This window comes from Streptomyces sp. NPDC088706, assembly GCF_044752765.1.
In the GTDB taxonomy this organism is placed as follows: Bacteria; Actinomycetota; Actinomycetes; order Streptomycetales; family Streptomycetaceae; genus Streptomyces.
On the sequence record NZ_JBIVLW010000001.1, the window covers coordinates 156644 to 169938 of the forward strand.

The following is a 13295-nucleotide window of genomic DNA, read 5'->3' on the forward strand; positions in this document are numbered from 1 at the left end:
CCTCCATCATCCTCGCCGCGTCAGCCACCCCGCAGCTCGGCGGCGAGCGGCCCATCCCCCGCCACCTCGATCCGCCCGTCCTCGACCGCCTCCGCGAGGGTCACGCCGCCGCGCCCCAGCTCCAGGCACAGTCCGGCGTCGAGGGTGATGCAGGCGTCGGGTCGGGGTGCCGGACCGAACCCGTACGGCTCGCCCTTGAGGCCGACCGCCGCTCCCCCGCCCGTACGGACATGGAACTCGCCCTCGTCGAGACGGACTTCGAGGACGCCCTCCTGGGTGAGTCCGGCCAGCGCGGGCAGCAGCGGCAGGGCGAACCAGTGGGCGCGTACGGCGTCGGTGGGACGGCGCTCGGCGAGGGCGGGGGCTCCCCACTCGGCGAGGGCGGTGAGGACGGGCAGCAGGCCGTGGCCGCGCTCGGTCAGCTCGTAGACCGACGCGGCGGCGGGCGGCGGCAGTCTGCGGCGTACGGCGAGGCCACCCTGTTCCATGTCCTTGAGGCGGGAGGCCAGGACATCGGTGGAGACGCCCGGCAGGTCGGCGTGGAGGTCGGTGTAGCGGCGGGGTCCGGCCAGCAGTTCGCGGACGATCAGCAGCGTCCACCGGTCGCCGACGGAGTCGAGGGCGCGGGCGGTGGCGCAGAACTGGTCGTAGCTCCGGCGTCTGACGGGGCGTGATGCGGCGGGCTGCTGACGTGGCATGCGACGCAGTCTAGACATGTTGTTGGACTTTCCAAGCTTCCACTTGGTAAAACCAAGTATCGCAGTTCGGCTCGGGGAGGCAACGCATGGAGTTCCGGCAGTCCAGCAAGCTCAACGAGGTCTGTTACGAGATCCGGGGCCCGGTCATCGAGCACGCCAACGCCCTGGAGGAAGCGGGCCACAGCGTGCTGCGGCTCAACACGGGCAACCCGGCGCTCTTCGGCTTCGAGGCGCCGGAGGAGATCGTCCAGGACATGATCCGGATGCTGCCCCAGGCCCACGGCTACACCGATTCGCGCGGCATCCTCTCCGCGCGGCGGGCGGTGGCCCAGCGCTACCAGGCTATGGGGCTCACCGAGGTCGACGTGGACGACATCTTTCTCGGCAACGGGGTCTCCGAGCTGATCTCCATGGCCGTCCAGGCGCTGCTGGAGGACGGCGACGAGGTGCTGATCCCGGCCCCGGACTTCCCGCTCTGGACGGCGGTTACCACGCTCGCGGGCGGCAGGGCCGTGCACTACATCTGCGACGAGGAGTCCGACTGGAACCCGGACCTCGCCGACCTGGCGTCGAAGATCACCGACCGGACCAAGGCCGTGGTGATCATCAACCCGAACAACCCCACCGGCGCGGTCTATCCGCGCGAGATCCTCGAGGGCATTCTCGATCTCGCCCGCCGGCACGGGCTGATGGTGTTCGCCGACGAGATCTACGACCAGATCCTGTACGACGGGGCCGAGCACCACAGCGCGGCCGTCCTCGCCCCGGATCTGGTCTGCCTCACCTTCAGCGGGCTGTCGAAGACGTACCGGGTGGCCGGGTTCCGCTCCGGCTGGATGGTGGTGTCCGGGCCGCAGCAGCACGCCCGCAGCTATCTGGAGGGCCTCACCATGCTGGCCTCCATGCGGCTGTGCCCCAACGCGCCCGCGCAGTACGCCATCCAGGCCGCGCTCGGCGGCCGGCAGTCCATCCGGGAGCTGGTCGCGCCGGGCGGCAGGCTGTACGAGCAGCGGGACCGGGCCTGGGAGCGGCTGAACGAGATCCCCGGGGTCTCGTGCGTGAAGCCGAAGGGCGCGCTGTACGCGTTCCCGCGCATCGATCCGAAGGTGCACCCCATCGTCGACGACGAGAAGTTCGTGCTGGACCTGCTGCTGCGGGAGAAGATCCAGGTGGTGCAGGGCACGGGCTTCAGCTGGCCGCGCCCGGACCACTTCCGCATTCTGACCCTCCCGTACGCCGACGACCTCGACGCGGCGATCAGCCGCATCGGCCGCTTCCTGAACGGATACCGGCAGTGATCCGCTCGTGCGGGTCCGCCCCGCGAACGGGAGCGGGCCCGGAGGCATAGCCGGCCTCCGGGCCCTGAGTGTGCCGCCCATCGGGCACGCCGGCACGTTTAAGGGTCCGGGTCAGTCATGATGTCGTCGCGTCCTGCCTTTGGACCACCGCAGATCGAAGCTCTGCGGGCCGGACTTGAACCGGCATCTCGACGCGCGCGGGCCCGGGCCCGTTCGATCCGGCGATCGGCGGCGAATGCTGAGTCTGGAGCAAGAGTCTGAGATTGACGGCGGTCTGCCTCTGCCTGCTTGGGCTACTCCGGCCCGTGCCGGAGGGAGGAGTCGAACCTCCACTGGAACCGCGCCTTCACGACAAGCTTCAGGTTCAGCTTGCGCTCCTCGCGCACCCCGGTCACCGTCATCGGCGGCCGGGGAATCCATGGTCGGTCACCCGAAGAGGTAACCGAATACCGCATCACCCACCCGCTGGTCGGTGACCTCCGCGCCGTTGGCCTCCTCGCGGGCGAACTTCACGGCCTGCTGGAGCTTCTCGACCCGGTCCAGCAGCTCGTTGACGCGCCGTGCGGGCAGCGACCCGGAGAACTTGACGGTCGTCCAGTACCCGATCGGGATGTCCTCGTAGTACACCTCGACCTGTGCCGGGTGCTTCTCGGTGGCCTCCGCCTTCACATGGTTGCGGGGCACCTTCTTCGTCCGGACCGTCCGGACCGGCTCGGTCTTCCAGGAGTCGGTCGACGGGTCCTGCACCCAGGACTCGGCGGCGTCCAGCACCGGCAGCTTGCGGATGAAGGTGTTGAGGTCGGTCAACTGCTTCTCCAGGAAGAGCAGATACGACACCGGCACCTCGCTCACCAGCACCCGGCCGTCCACCGACACATCGGCCCTGGCCGAGCAGTTCGCCCAGTCCTTCGTGGCGGTCACATCGAAGAGCCGGGTGAGCGTCGCGGCGGTGTCCCGCAGCACGTCCTCGGCCTTGACCTGGACCAGCGTCGACTCGGGCGGAAGCTGCTCGCCCTCCTCGTCCTTGGTCTGGTAGGTCCGGGAGATGCCGGCCAGCAGTCCGGCCTTCTGCAGGCCGTGATGTGCCGCCGTCAGGTCCTGGTGCGCCTTGGACTTGACGCCCTTCTCCACTGCGATGATCTGATTGAGTTTCGCCACGTCGAGGACGCTAACAGCGCCAACTGCGCTGTGGCCAAGGCTTTTACCGCACGTACGTGTCGTCGGGGTCGGCCGTGACCGTGTCGCCGGTCAGCAGCGCTTCCAGGGCGGCGACCGGGTCCGGGTCCGGGGTGGCGCGGGGCCACCAGTCCTCGGCGCCGGGGTCGGACTCGTAGCCGTACCAGCGGGCGTCGTGGCCGAAGCGGAGCTGGAGCGAGCCGGCCGGGTGGGTGAGGTGGTTGCGCCGGGGCGTGAAGCGCGGGAACCCGGCGGCGGCCAGCAGGGGCCTGGCCCGGTCGAAGGGACCGGCCGGCGGGTCCCAGGGGCTCTCCAGGACCATGAGGCCCTCGGCGCCTCCCTGCCGCCAGGCGGCCACGGCACGGGCCAGGTCGGTGGTGTTGCGGCCGGTGGCGTGGGCGAGCTCCCGGTAGAGCGCGCGGGTGGTGGCGGTGAGCCCGGCGGTCGGGCGGGAGGCGGCGATCCGGACGGCGTCCTGCCAGGGGGTGAGCCCGGCGAGCGGATCGCGGCCCGTCGTCAGCAGGGCGTGCGCGCGGGCGGCGGCGTCGGTGGCGAGGTGGTCCAGGCCCAGCGGATCGCGCGCGCCCGGCAGGTCCGGGAAGGACGGCGGCTGGCCCGGATACGGGGCTACGGGCAGGGGCGCCGGGAGCGGCGGCAGGAACCGGTCCGCGAACGCCTCGTGTGCGTCGACCGACGGGGGGACGGGGGTGGCGGGGCGCTCGCGGGCGGAGTGTTCGGCGTTGCGGCGGCCCAGCTCGTCGAGGAGTTCACGCTCGCCCCGGCCCCGCATCAGCAGCAGGACGAAGGGGTCGCTGTCGAGCAGCCGTGCGGTCTGGAAGCAGAGCGCGGCGACGTGCTTGCAGGGCCGGCCGTGGTCGGGGCACGTACAGCTCGGGTCCAGGTCGTCGGCGCCGGGCAGCAGCCGGACGTCGGCCTCCCGCGCGGTGTCGGCCAGGGAATGCGGCATCTCCTTGGCCAGCAGCGCGGAGAGGTGGCCGGGGTGGGCGGCGACCGCGTCGAGCAGGGTGTCCCAGCCGCTGTCGGTGAGGGTGCGCAGGCGCAGCTCGGCGCGGTAGGGCCGGACGCGGCTGCCGCGCACATAGGCCACCACGCGCCCGGGGGTGACGGTGACCGCGGCGACCTGGCCCTCGTCGGCGTACGCGCGGCCGCGGGCGAGCCGGGCCTCGTCCATCGACAGCGACTCCAGCGCGGCCACCCAGGCGCGGCCCCACCAGCTGTCCGCGAAGGGCTCGCCCTCCCGGGAGGTGCGGGCCGGCACCGCGTCGAAGGTGCGCCGCAGGTCGTCGGGGCCCGGGCGGGAGCGGGGGCCCGTACGGGATGCCGGGCGGGCGTCCTCGCGCGGTGCCGAACCGGGCGTCGGGCGGGGGCTCATGCCGGCCTCCTCAGCGAGACGAGGTCGGCGAGGTCACGGTCGCTGAGCTCGGTGAGGGCACTCTCACCGGTCGACAGGACCGCGTCCGCGAGGGCCCTCTTGGACTCCAGCAGCTCGGCGATCCGGTCCTCCACCGTGCCCTCCGCGATGAGGCGGTGGACCTGCACGGGCTGGGTCTGCCCGATGCGGTACGCCCGGTCGGTGGCCTGCTCCTCCACGGCCGGGTTCCACCAGCGGTCGTAGTGGATGACATGGGCGGCGCGGGTGAGGTTCAGTCCGGTCCCGGCGGCCTTGAGAGAGAGCAGGAAGACGGGGACCTCGGCGGACTGGAAGCGGTCCACCATCCGTTCCCGCTCGGGCACCGGCGTACCGCCGTGCAGGAGCTGCGAGGGGAAGGCGCGGGAGGCGAGGTGCGCGGAGAGGAGCCTGGCCATGGTCACGTACTGGGTGAAGATCAGGACCGAGCCGTCCTCGGAGAGGATCGTGTCGAGGAGCTCGTCCAGCAGGGCGAGCTTGCCGGAACGGCCGGTGAGCCGGGTGGGCTCCTCCTTCAGATACTGCGCCGGGTGGTTGCAGATCTGCTTGAGCGAGGCCAGCAGCTTCATGACGAGCCCGCGCCGGGCGATGCCCTCGGCCGCCTCGATCTGCGCCATCGTCTCGCGCACGGCCGCCTCGTACAGCGTGGCCTGCTCCCGGGTGAGGGAGACGGGGTGGTCGGTCTCCGTCTTGGGCGGCAGCTCGGGGGCGATGCCGGGGTCGGACTTCTTGCGGCGGAGCAGGAAGGGGCGGACCAGCCGGGAGAGCCGCTCGACCGCCTCCTCGTTGCCCAGGCCGGCGGCCGTCCCGGTGTTCTCCACGATCCGGGCGTGCCGGGCCCGGAACGCCTTGAGCGGGCCGAGCAGTCCGGGGGTCGTCCAGTCGAGCAGCGCCCAGAGCTCGGAGAGGTTGTTCTCCACGGGAGTGCCGGTCAGGGCGACCCTGGCCGGGGCGGGAATGGTCCGCAGGGCCTTCGCGGTGGAGGAGTGCGGGTTCTTGACGTGCTGGGCCTCGTCGGCGACGACCAGGCCCCAGGTGTGCGCGGCGAGCTGGGCGGCGCTGGATCGCATGGTGCCGTACGTGGTGAGGACGAAGCCGCCGTCCAGCTCGCCCAGGGTCCGGTCGGTGCCGTGGAAGCGGCGGACCGGGACACCGGGGGCGAAGCGGCTGATCTCCCGGTGCCAGTTGCCGAGGAGGGAGGCGGGGCAGACCACCAGGGTGGGGGCCTGCCGCGCGCGGTGCAGATGGAGGGCGATGAGGGTGATCGTCTTGCCGAGGCCCATGTCGTCGGCGAGACAGCCGCCGAGCCCGAGCGAGGTCATCCGGTCCAGCCAGGCCAGGCCGCGCAGCTGGTAGTCGCGCAGGGTCGCCGCCAGGCCGGGCGGTGGTGCGATCGTCGTGTCCTCGGCGAGGATGCGCGTACGGAGCGCGGCGAGGGCTCCGGCGGGGACCGCTTCGACCTGCTCACCGTCCACCTCGGCGCTCCCGGTGAGGGCGACGGCCAGCGCGTCCACCGGGTCGAGCAGCCCCAGCTCCCGCTTGCGTGCCTTGCGGACGAGGGCGGGGTCGACGACCACCCACTGGTCGCGCAGCCGCACCACCGGGCGGTGGGCCTCGGCGAGGGTGTCCATCTCGGCCTCGGTCAGCCGCTCGTCGCCCAGGGACAGCTGCCAGTCGAAGGCGAAGAGCTGCTCGGCGTCGAAGAACGAGGTGCCGTCGGTCGCCGATCCGGGCGCCGGCCGCACGACGGCGGCCGCGGTGAGCGAACGGGCCAGCTCGCGCGGCCAGTGGACGTGGACCCCCGCCCCCGCCAGCCGGGCCCCCGCGTCGCTCAGCAGCTCGTACAGCTCGTCCTCGGTGATGGCGAGCACGTCGGGGACGGGCTGGTCCAGCAGGCGGGCGAGCGGGGCCCACACCCGGGCGGCCCGGCGCAGCGCCAGCACGGCGTCGACCCGGGCGCGGGGCCCGAACGGCTCGCCCGCCACGCCGTGCCACAGGGCGGCCGCGTCGACCACGTACGTCGGGTCGGCGAGGCTGTGCACCTGGACGACGGCCGCGGCCGCGTGCCGGACGGCCGGGTCGTCGGGGTGCTCCGGGGTGCCCGGTCCGGCTTCCTCGCCGGAGGCGGTGACGGCGTAGGTGTCGGCGGTGTCGAACAGCTCGTAGGTGGAGAGGTCGAGCCGGAGCGAGACCCGTACGCCCGCGTCCAGTCCTGAGGCCACCTCGACGGCCCAGGCGGCGGCGTGCGGCAGGTGCTGGGGCTCACGGGCGGCGAAGGGCGCGCCCATCGCGTAGGCGGCGGCGGGGGTGCGCGGGAGTGTGTCGGCGACGGCGTCCAGGAAGGACCCGATCAGCGCCTCCGGGTCGGGGAGCTCGGGCGGGTCGATTCCCGGGAGCGGCACCGCGTACCCCTCGGGGGGCAGCGCCGCGGCGGTGGCCCGCAGGTGCGCGACGTCCTCGGCGTCCCTCGGGCCCGCCCGCCAGGCGTCGTGGCCGCCCGCCGTGAGGCCGGGCAGGAGCCTGCCGCGCGCGACCAGGTGGAGCGCGTGCAGCGCCGCCGCGCCCCAGCAGCGGGTGGCGGGGTGGGCGGACGCCTGGTGCCGGGCGCGGACGAGCACGGGCAGCGCGTCGGCCACGGAGAGCAGCGCGGCGGGCACCTCCGCGCTCCGGACACCGGGCTGTTCCGGGCCCGGCGACCCGGCCCGCCGCACGTCCGATGCCCCGAGGACCCGCCGGACGGTTCCCTGGACGTCCGATGCCCCGTCCCGCCCGGCATCCCGCCGGACGACCGTGAGCTCGGCCGCGCGGTAGGGCACGGCGTCGGCCGGGGCCCGGGCGTCGGCGTAGGCGTAGTCCGCGTAGGTGAAGGAGGATCCGCTCCGCGCGGCCCGGTCACCGTGGGCCTGCGGGTCCCAGAAGGCGATCTGTCCTTCTCGCGGGACCGGGCCGGGCAGGAAGACCGCCGCGCAGCGCAGCAGGCGGCCGATGTCCGCGGGCAGCAGCTCGCCACCGCCCGGGGCACGTGTGTCCTGTGACGTCATTCCGGCCACCCCCTCCCGCCTGATCCGCTGGGTCGGCCAGCACGGTTCATGCTGACTCCGCGAGTCTAGGCCGGGGGTCTGACAACGCGGCCCGCAGCCGTATCGCCCCAGTTCACAGCGGTATGCGGCGCGCCCGGCACTGTCCGGCACCGGCCACGTCCAGTGACGGGCGATCGGTATCCCAGGGAGGTGCACGGCGAACGGCCGGGGTTCGCCTCGTCGCCCGGTCGGCCGCGCAGGGGATGCCGGGGTGGTGGGAAGCGGGCAGGGTGGCCAGCGCCAGCACGTCTCACCGGCGTACCGATGAGAGCCGGACGAGCACCGGACGAGCAGACGAGGACCCGCCCATGTCCGTGACCGCGCTTGATCCCCGCCGTCGCCGTCTCGGCGCCGTCGCGGCAGCCTCGCTCCTGGCCCTGACCGTCTCCGGCTGCTCCGGCCTCGGCCGCACCGCCGTCGGCCCGGTGACGTACACCACCGACCGCGAGGCGGTGGTGCAGGTGAACAGCCCGTCGGTACGCGGCTGCCACCGGCTGGCCCCCGCCGGGGTCCGCGAGGTGGAGAACGGCACGCTGGTCGACATCGTCCTCTACCCCACCCGGGACTGCTCCGGCGGCGGGACGACCTACCTGGCCACCCGGTTCAGCGACGTGGCGGCCGAGAGCGGCCCACCGTGGCGCAGCTACACCTTCGTGCACTGACCCGCCGCGGCGCAGCGACACCTTCGTGCACCGACCCGCCGCGGCACAGCGACACCCTCGTGCACCGACCCGCCGCAGCGCAGCGACACCCTCGTGCACGTGGCGGCGGCAGACGCGGAGCATCGCATCCCGCACCCGGTGCTCACCCGCGTGGACCAGGAACGAGCTCAGCAGCACGACGTCGAAGCGCTCGGCGCCGAGGTCCAGTGCCTCCATGGGGCTGCGCACCGTACGGGCGCCGTCGATCTGCTCCAGCATCTCCGCCGACTCGTCCACCGCCGTCACGGTGAAGCCGCGCCCGACGAGCGGGTGGGTCACCCGGCCCGCTCCGCAGCCCAGTTCGAGGATGGTCGCGCCGACGGGGGCCGCGCCCGCGATCACGTCCGGTTCCTCGCCCACGGCGGCCGCCGGTAGAGCTCGACGGCGCAACCGTCCGGTGTGATGGCCCCCGGGCCAGTCCCCGCGTATCCCTCACGTACCAGTGATTCACCCATGCAGGACCCGCGAGACGCCCCGGGGCCGTGGTTCCCGCCGGGAGCCAGGCGGGTCCATGCTGGAGGGGTGAGGTGATCGCCATGCGTACCGGGAGTGAGCCCGTGACCGCCCGCAGTCCGCTGCGGATGCGGCTCTGGCTGAGTCTGTGGGGGACGTTCTGGGCGCTCTTCGGTCTGCTGGCCTTCTCCCTGACCGGGCGGCCGGGCTGGGCGGTGGCCTGCGCGGTGCTCCTCGCCCTCACCCTCCTGGACCTCTGCGTGGTCGCGTACCGTATGCGCCAGGGAGCGCACTACCAGCCGGGCCGGGACGTGCCGCCGTACGAACCCGACCGGGGCGGGCGCGGCCAGGGGCGCGGGACGGACCCGCGGGACGGTACGAAGCCACCGTGACGCCGACCGGGGCGGGCGGCCACGCACCCGCCCCGTCGCCGGTCAGTCCCCGGCGTCGAACCTGGCCGCCTTCAGATACTCCGGCTTCGGGTCGAGCGCCGCCGCGAGCCGGAAGTGGCGCATCGCCTGTTCCGGGCGGCCCGCCCGCTCGAAGGTGCGGGCCAGGGCGTGGTGGGCGAACGCGTTGTCCGGCTCACGCTCCAGCACCAGCTCGAACTCCAGCTCGGCGGGGCGCAGTTGGGCGGAGGCGAAGAAGGCGCGGGCCCGCAGCAGCCGGGCGGCGGTGTTCTCGGGGTGGGCGGCGATCACCGAGTCGAGGAGCTTCACCGCGCCCCGGGGGTCCCGGGCGTCGAGCAGCTGCTCGGCCGCGCGGAAATCGATGACATGGGTTTCCGGGTTGCTCTCGGGCACGGTCGCATCCTTCCCTCGGCTGCCGCGTTTCCAACATCCACCACGGCCGGAATATGCCCGCTCAAGATCAGCGCGTGGTGGCGGCCGCCCTGCGCAGCAGTTCCTCCCAGACCCCGCGGACCTGGGGCTCCAGCGCCTCCAGCGGCCCGTCGTTGTCCACGGTCAGATCGGCGACGGCGAGGCGCTCCTCGCGGGTCGCCTGGGCCGCCATCCTGGCGCGGGCGTCGGACTCGGTCGTTCCGCGCACGTTCACCAGCCGGTCGAGCTGGGTCTCGGGGGAGGCGTCCACCACCACGACCAGGTCGTAGAACGGGGCGAGGCCGTTCTCCGCCAGCAGCGGTACGTCATGGATGACGACGGCGTCCCCGCCGGCCTCCCGTTCCAGCTCGGCGGCGCGGGCGCCGACCAACGGGTGGACGATCGCGTTCAGCGCGGCGCGGCGGTCCGGGTCGGCGAAGACGATCGCACCGAGCGCCGGGCGGTCCAGCGTGCCGTCGGCGGCCAGGATGTCCGGCCCGAACTCCTCGACCACGGCCGCGAGCCCGGGGGTGCCGGGTTCGACGACCTCGCGCGCGATCCGGTCGGAGTCGATCAGCACGGCGCCGTACTCGACGAGTCGCCGCGACACCTCACTCTTGCCGGCGCCGATCCCACCGGTCAGGCCCACTTTCAGCATGGGCCGCAGCCTACGGGTCCGGCCGGGGCGCTCAGCCGCCGCCCTCCCCCTCGCGGGCTCAGCCCTCACCCTCCCGCTCGGCGAGGAAGCGCTCGAACTCGCGGCCGAGCTCGTCTGCGGACGGCAGGTCGGCCGGTTCGGCGACGAGGTTGCCGCGGGTCTCGGAGCCGGCGATCGCGTCGTACTGATGCTCAAGGCCCTCGACGAGGGAGACCAGCTCCTCGTCGCCCTGGCCGATCTGCCGGTCGATCTCGGTCTGGGTGCGGTGGGCCTCGGTGCGCAGCGAGTGCGCGAGGGCGGGCAGGACCAGGCCGGTCGCCGCGGTGATCGCCTCCAGCGCGGTCAGGGCCGCGTCCGGGTAGGCGGACCGGGCGACGTAGTGCGGGACGTGGGTGGCGACCCCGAGGACGTCGTGGCCGGACTCCATCAGCCGGTACTCGACGAGGGATTCGGCCGAGCCGGGGACCTGGGCCTCGTCGAACGGGCTGCGGTGGCCCGGCATCAGGTCCGTGCGGTTGCCGTGCGGGGTGATGCCGACGGGGCGGGTGTGCGGGACGCCCATGGGGATGCCGTGGAAGTTGACCGCGAGGCGCACGCCGAGGCGCTCGACGATCTGCTCCACGGCGGCGGCGAACCGCTCCCACTCCACGTCCGGCTCCGGGCCCGACAGCAGCAGGAAGGGCGCCCCGGTGGCGTCCTGGACCACCCGGACCTCCAGGGTCGGGGCCTCGAAGGACGTCCAGCGGTCGCGCCGGAAGGTCAGCAGCGGGCGCCGTGCGCGGTAGTCGACGAGCCGGTCGTGGTCGAAGCGGGCCACGACCTGGTGGGGCAGCGTTTCGAGCAGGCCCTCGACGATCTGCTCGCCGGTCTCGCCCGCGTCGATGTATCCGTCGAAGTGGTAGAGCATGACCAGGCCGGCCGACTCCTGGGCCAGCGCCATGTCGACGACGGCCAGGCCCTTCGGCTCCCATTCGTACAAACTCTGCGGATCAGGCACGGTTACCGCTCCTCCTCGTGTTCCTAGGGAAGAACGCGCCCGGCCGCATGGGCATTCCCCACCACCCGGGTTTCCGGCAAGGGAGCTTCACGGGCCGTCAGTCAAGGGCAACGACGTCCTGGTCGAGGGCGACAGGGGGACCCGCGCCACCGACAACGGCTACGAGACCCACACCCAGCAGAGCGGCCGGGGCTGCGGCACGGTCTTCCGCAACAACACCTCGAACCTGTCCGGCGCCACCGGCGACCGGCAGCTCGCGGTCGACGTCACCGGCAACAGCGCCGGCTGCCGCACCGCGGTGCACGCGAGCAGCACCGTCACCGGCGGCCGGGGACTGACCAACATCACCGTGACGCCGTAGGCACTTGTCTACGCGAGTGAGGCCCGCCCCCCGAAGGGAACGGGCCTCACTTACCGCTCTACAGCTTTACCGCAGCCGATGAGCCGTCGCCGTCGGGGTCCGGAGCTTCAGCTCTGGCCGCCCGCCAGCTTCTCGCGCAGGGCAGCCAGGGCCTCGTCCGACGCCAGGGCGCCGGAGTTGTCCGCCGACTCCGAGGAGTACGAACCGCCACCGGAGCCGCCGGAGGCGGCCGGAGCGGCGCCGGCCGGGGCGGCAGCACCCTCGGCAGCGGCGGCCTCGTCGGCCTCGCGAGACTTGATGACCTGGGCCTGGTGCTGCTCGAAGCGCTGCTGCGCCTCGGCGTACTGGGTCTCCCAGACCTCGCGCTGCGCCTCGAAGCCCTCGAGCCAGTCGTTGGTCTCGGGGTCGAAGCCCTCGGGGTAGATGTAGTTGCCCTGGTCGTCGTACGACGCGGCCATGCCGTACAGCGTCGGGTCGAACTCGACCGAGGCCGGGTCGCCACCGAAGGACTCGTTGGCCTGCTTCAGCGAGAGGCTGATGCGACGGCGCTCGAGGTCGATGTCGATGACCTTGACGAAGATCTCGTCGTTGACCTGGACGACCTGCTCCGGGATCTCCACGTGGCGCTCGGCCAGCTCGGAGATGTGGACCAGACCCTCGATGCCCTCGTCGACGCGGACGAACGCACCGAACGGAACGAGCTTGGTGACCTTACCCGGGACGACCTGACCGATCTGGTGCGTCCGGGCGAACTGCTGCCACGGGTCTTCCTGCGTCGCCTTGAGCGACAGGGAGACGCGCTCGCGGTCCATGTCGACGTCGAGGACCTCGACGGTGACTTCCTGACCGACCTCGACAACCTCGGAGGGGTGGTCGATGTGCTTCCAGGACAGCTCGGAGACGTGCACGAGACCGTCGACGCCACCCAGGTCCACGAAGGCACCGAAGTTGACGATCGAGGAGACGACGCCGGAGCGGACCTGACCCTTCTGCAGGGTGGTGAGGAACGTCTGGCGAACCTCGGACTGGGTCTGCTCGAGCCAGGCGCGGCGGGACAGGACCACGTTGTTGCGGTTCTTGTCCAGCTCGATGATCTTCGCCTCGAGCTCCTTGCCCACGTAGGGCTGGAGGTCGCGGACGCGACGCATCTCGACGAGCGACGCCGGGAGGAAGCCGCGGAGGCCGATGTCGAGGATGAGACCACCCTTGACGACCTCGATGACGGTACCGGTGACGATGCCGTCTTCTTCCTTGATCTTCTCGATGGTGCCCCAGGCACGCTCGTACTGAGCGCGCTTCTTCGAGAGGATCAGGCGGCCTTCCTTGTCCTCCTTCTGGAGGACCAGGGCCTCGATCTCGTCGCCGACCTTGACGACCTCGTTCGGGTCGACGTCGTGCTTGATCGAGAGCTCGCGGCTCGGGATGACACCTTCGGTCTTGTAACCGATGTCGAGGAGAACCTCGTCCCGGTCAACCTTGACGATGACACCGTCAACGATGTCGCCGTCGTTGAAGTACTTGATCGTCTCGTCGATCGCCGCGAGGAACGCGTCCGCGTCGCCGATGTCGTTGACCGCAACCTGCGGAGTGGTGGCGGTGGTCTCGGTGCTGCTCGTCATGTGG

Annotated in this window: 11 protein-coding genes and 2 pseudogenes; 4 read left to right on the forward strand and 9 right to left on the reverse strand. The window is 72.4% G+C overall.

The features are described 5' to 3' along the window. Positions 1-20: 20 nt before the first annotated feature. Positions 21-698 carry a helix-turn-helix domain-containing protein gene (locus tag ACIQAK_RS00775; protein WP_366388446.1) on the reverse strand — a complete coding sequence of 226 codons (678 nt, stop codon included), beginning with the start codon at positions 696-698 and terminating at the stop codon, positions 21-23. A gap of 86 nt (positions 699-784) precedes the next feature. Between ACIQAK_RS00775 and ACIQAK_RS00780 the strand changes: the two genes are divergently transcribed. Further along, complete coding sequence (locus tag ACIQAK_RS00780; protein ID WP_366388445.1) at positions 785-1996, forward strand: pyridoxal phosphate-dependent aminotransferase; 1212 nt, start codon at positions 785-787, stop codon at positions 1994-1996. A gap of 426 nt (positions 1997-2422) precedes the next feature. Here the strand turns inward: ACIQAK_RS00780 and ACIQAK_RS00785 are convergent, their stop codons facing one another. From ACIQAK_RS00785 to ACIQAK_RS00795, 3 genes are read right to left on the reverse strand one after another with little or no spacing between them, the layout of a single operon-like run. After that, on the reverse strand, positions 2423-3154 hold the full coding sequence (locus tag ACIQAK_RS00785; protein ID WP_366388444.1) for a hypothetical protein: 732 nt from the start codon (positions 3152-3154) through the stop codon (positions 2423-2425). A gap of 43 nt (positions 3155-3197) precedes the next feature. Then, the gene (locus ACIQAK_RS00790) at positions 3198-4565 is read right to left on the reverse strand and encodes an SWIM zinc finger family protein (protein WP_366388443.1); all 1368 of its coding nucleotides are present in this window, start codon (positions 4563-4565) and stop codon (positions 3198-3200) included. Beyond that, the gene (locus ACIQAK_RS00795; protein WP_366388442.1) at positions 4562-7642 is read right to left on the reverse strand and encodes a DEAD/DEAH box helicase; all 3081 of its coding nucleotides are present in this window, start codon (positions 7640-7642) and stop codon (positions 4562-4564) included. The genes ACIQAK_RS00790 and ACIQAK_RS00795 overlap by 4 nt, the downstream gene beginning before the upstream one ends. Positions 7643-7989: 347 nt before the next feature. Between ACIQAK_RS00795 and ACIQAK_RS00800 the strand changes: the two genes are divergently transcribed. Then, positions 7990-8343, forward strand: a complete 354-nt coding sequence (locus tag ACIQAK_RS00800; protein WP_366388441.1) for a hypothetical protein — start codon at positions 7990-7992, stop codon at positions 8341-8343. A 60-nt stretch (positions 8344-8403) separates the two neighbouring features. On the opposite strand, the pseudogene ACIQAK_RS00805 reads toward ACIQAK_RS00800, so the two are convergent. Continuing rightward, positions 8404-8837 (reverse strand): annotated as a pseudogene (locus ACIQAK_RS00805) (class I SAM-dependent methyltransferase); the annotation flags it as partial. Between the two features lie 81 nt (positions 8838-8918). On the opposite strand from ACIQAK_RS00805, the gene ACIQAK_RS00810 reads away from it, so the two are divergent. Next, a complete protein-coding gene (locus ACIQAK_RS00810) occupies positions 8919-9227 on the forward strand; it encodes a DUF6343 family protein (protein WP_366388440.1) in 309 nt (102 codons plus the stop codon). A gap of 42 nt (positions 9228-9269) precedes the next feature. Here the strand turns inward: ACIQAK_RS00810 and ACIQAK_RS00815 are convergent, their stop codons facing one another. From ACIQAK_RS00815 to ACIQAK_RS00825, 3 genes are all read right to left on the reverse strand, one after another. Then, complete coding sequence (locus ACIQAK_RS00815) at positions 9270-9638, reverse strand: tetratricopeptide repeat protein (RefSeq protein WP_366388439.1); 369 nt, start codon at positions 9636-9638, stop codon at positions 9270-9272. A gap of 67 nt (positions 9639-9705) precedes the next feature. Further along, positions 9706-10314 carry a dephospho-CoA kinase gene (gene coaE, locus ACIQAK_RS00820; protein ID WP_366388438.1) on the reverse strand — a complete coding sequence of 203 codons (609 nt, stop codon included), beginning with the start codon at positions 10312-10314 and terminating at the stop codon, positions 9706-9708. A 58-nt stretch (positions 10315-10372) separates the two neighbouring features. Next, complete coding sequence (locus ACIQAK_RS00825; RefSeq protein ID WP_366388437.1) at positions 10373-11311, reverse strand: PAC2 family protein; 939 nt, start codon at positions 11309-11311, stop codon at positions 10373-10375. A gap of 100 nt (positions 11312-11411) precedes the next feature. Between ACIQAK_RS00825 and ACIQAK_RS00830 the strand changes: the two are divergent. After that, positions 11412-11672, forward strand: a pseudogene (locus ACIQAK_RS00830) (sheath polysaccharide-degrading enzyme); the annotation flags it as partial. A 107-nt stretch (positions 11673-11779) separates the two neighbouring features. On the opposite strand, the gene rpsA reads toward ACIQAK_RS00830, so the two are convergent. Beyond that, positions 11780-13291, reverse strand: coding sequence for a 30S ribosomal protein S1 (rpsA, locus tag ACIQAK_RS00835; protein ID WP_018512105.1), 1512 nt, complete (start codon positions 13289-13291; stop codon positions 11780-11782). Positions 13292-13295: the final 4 nt, after the last annotated feature.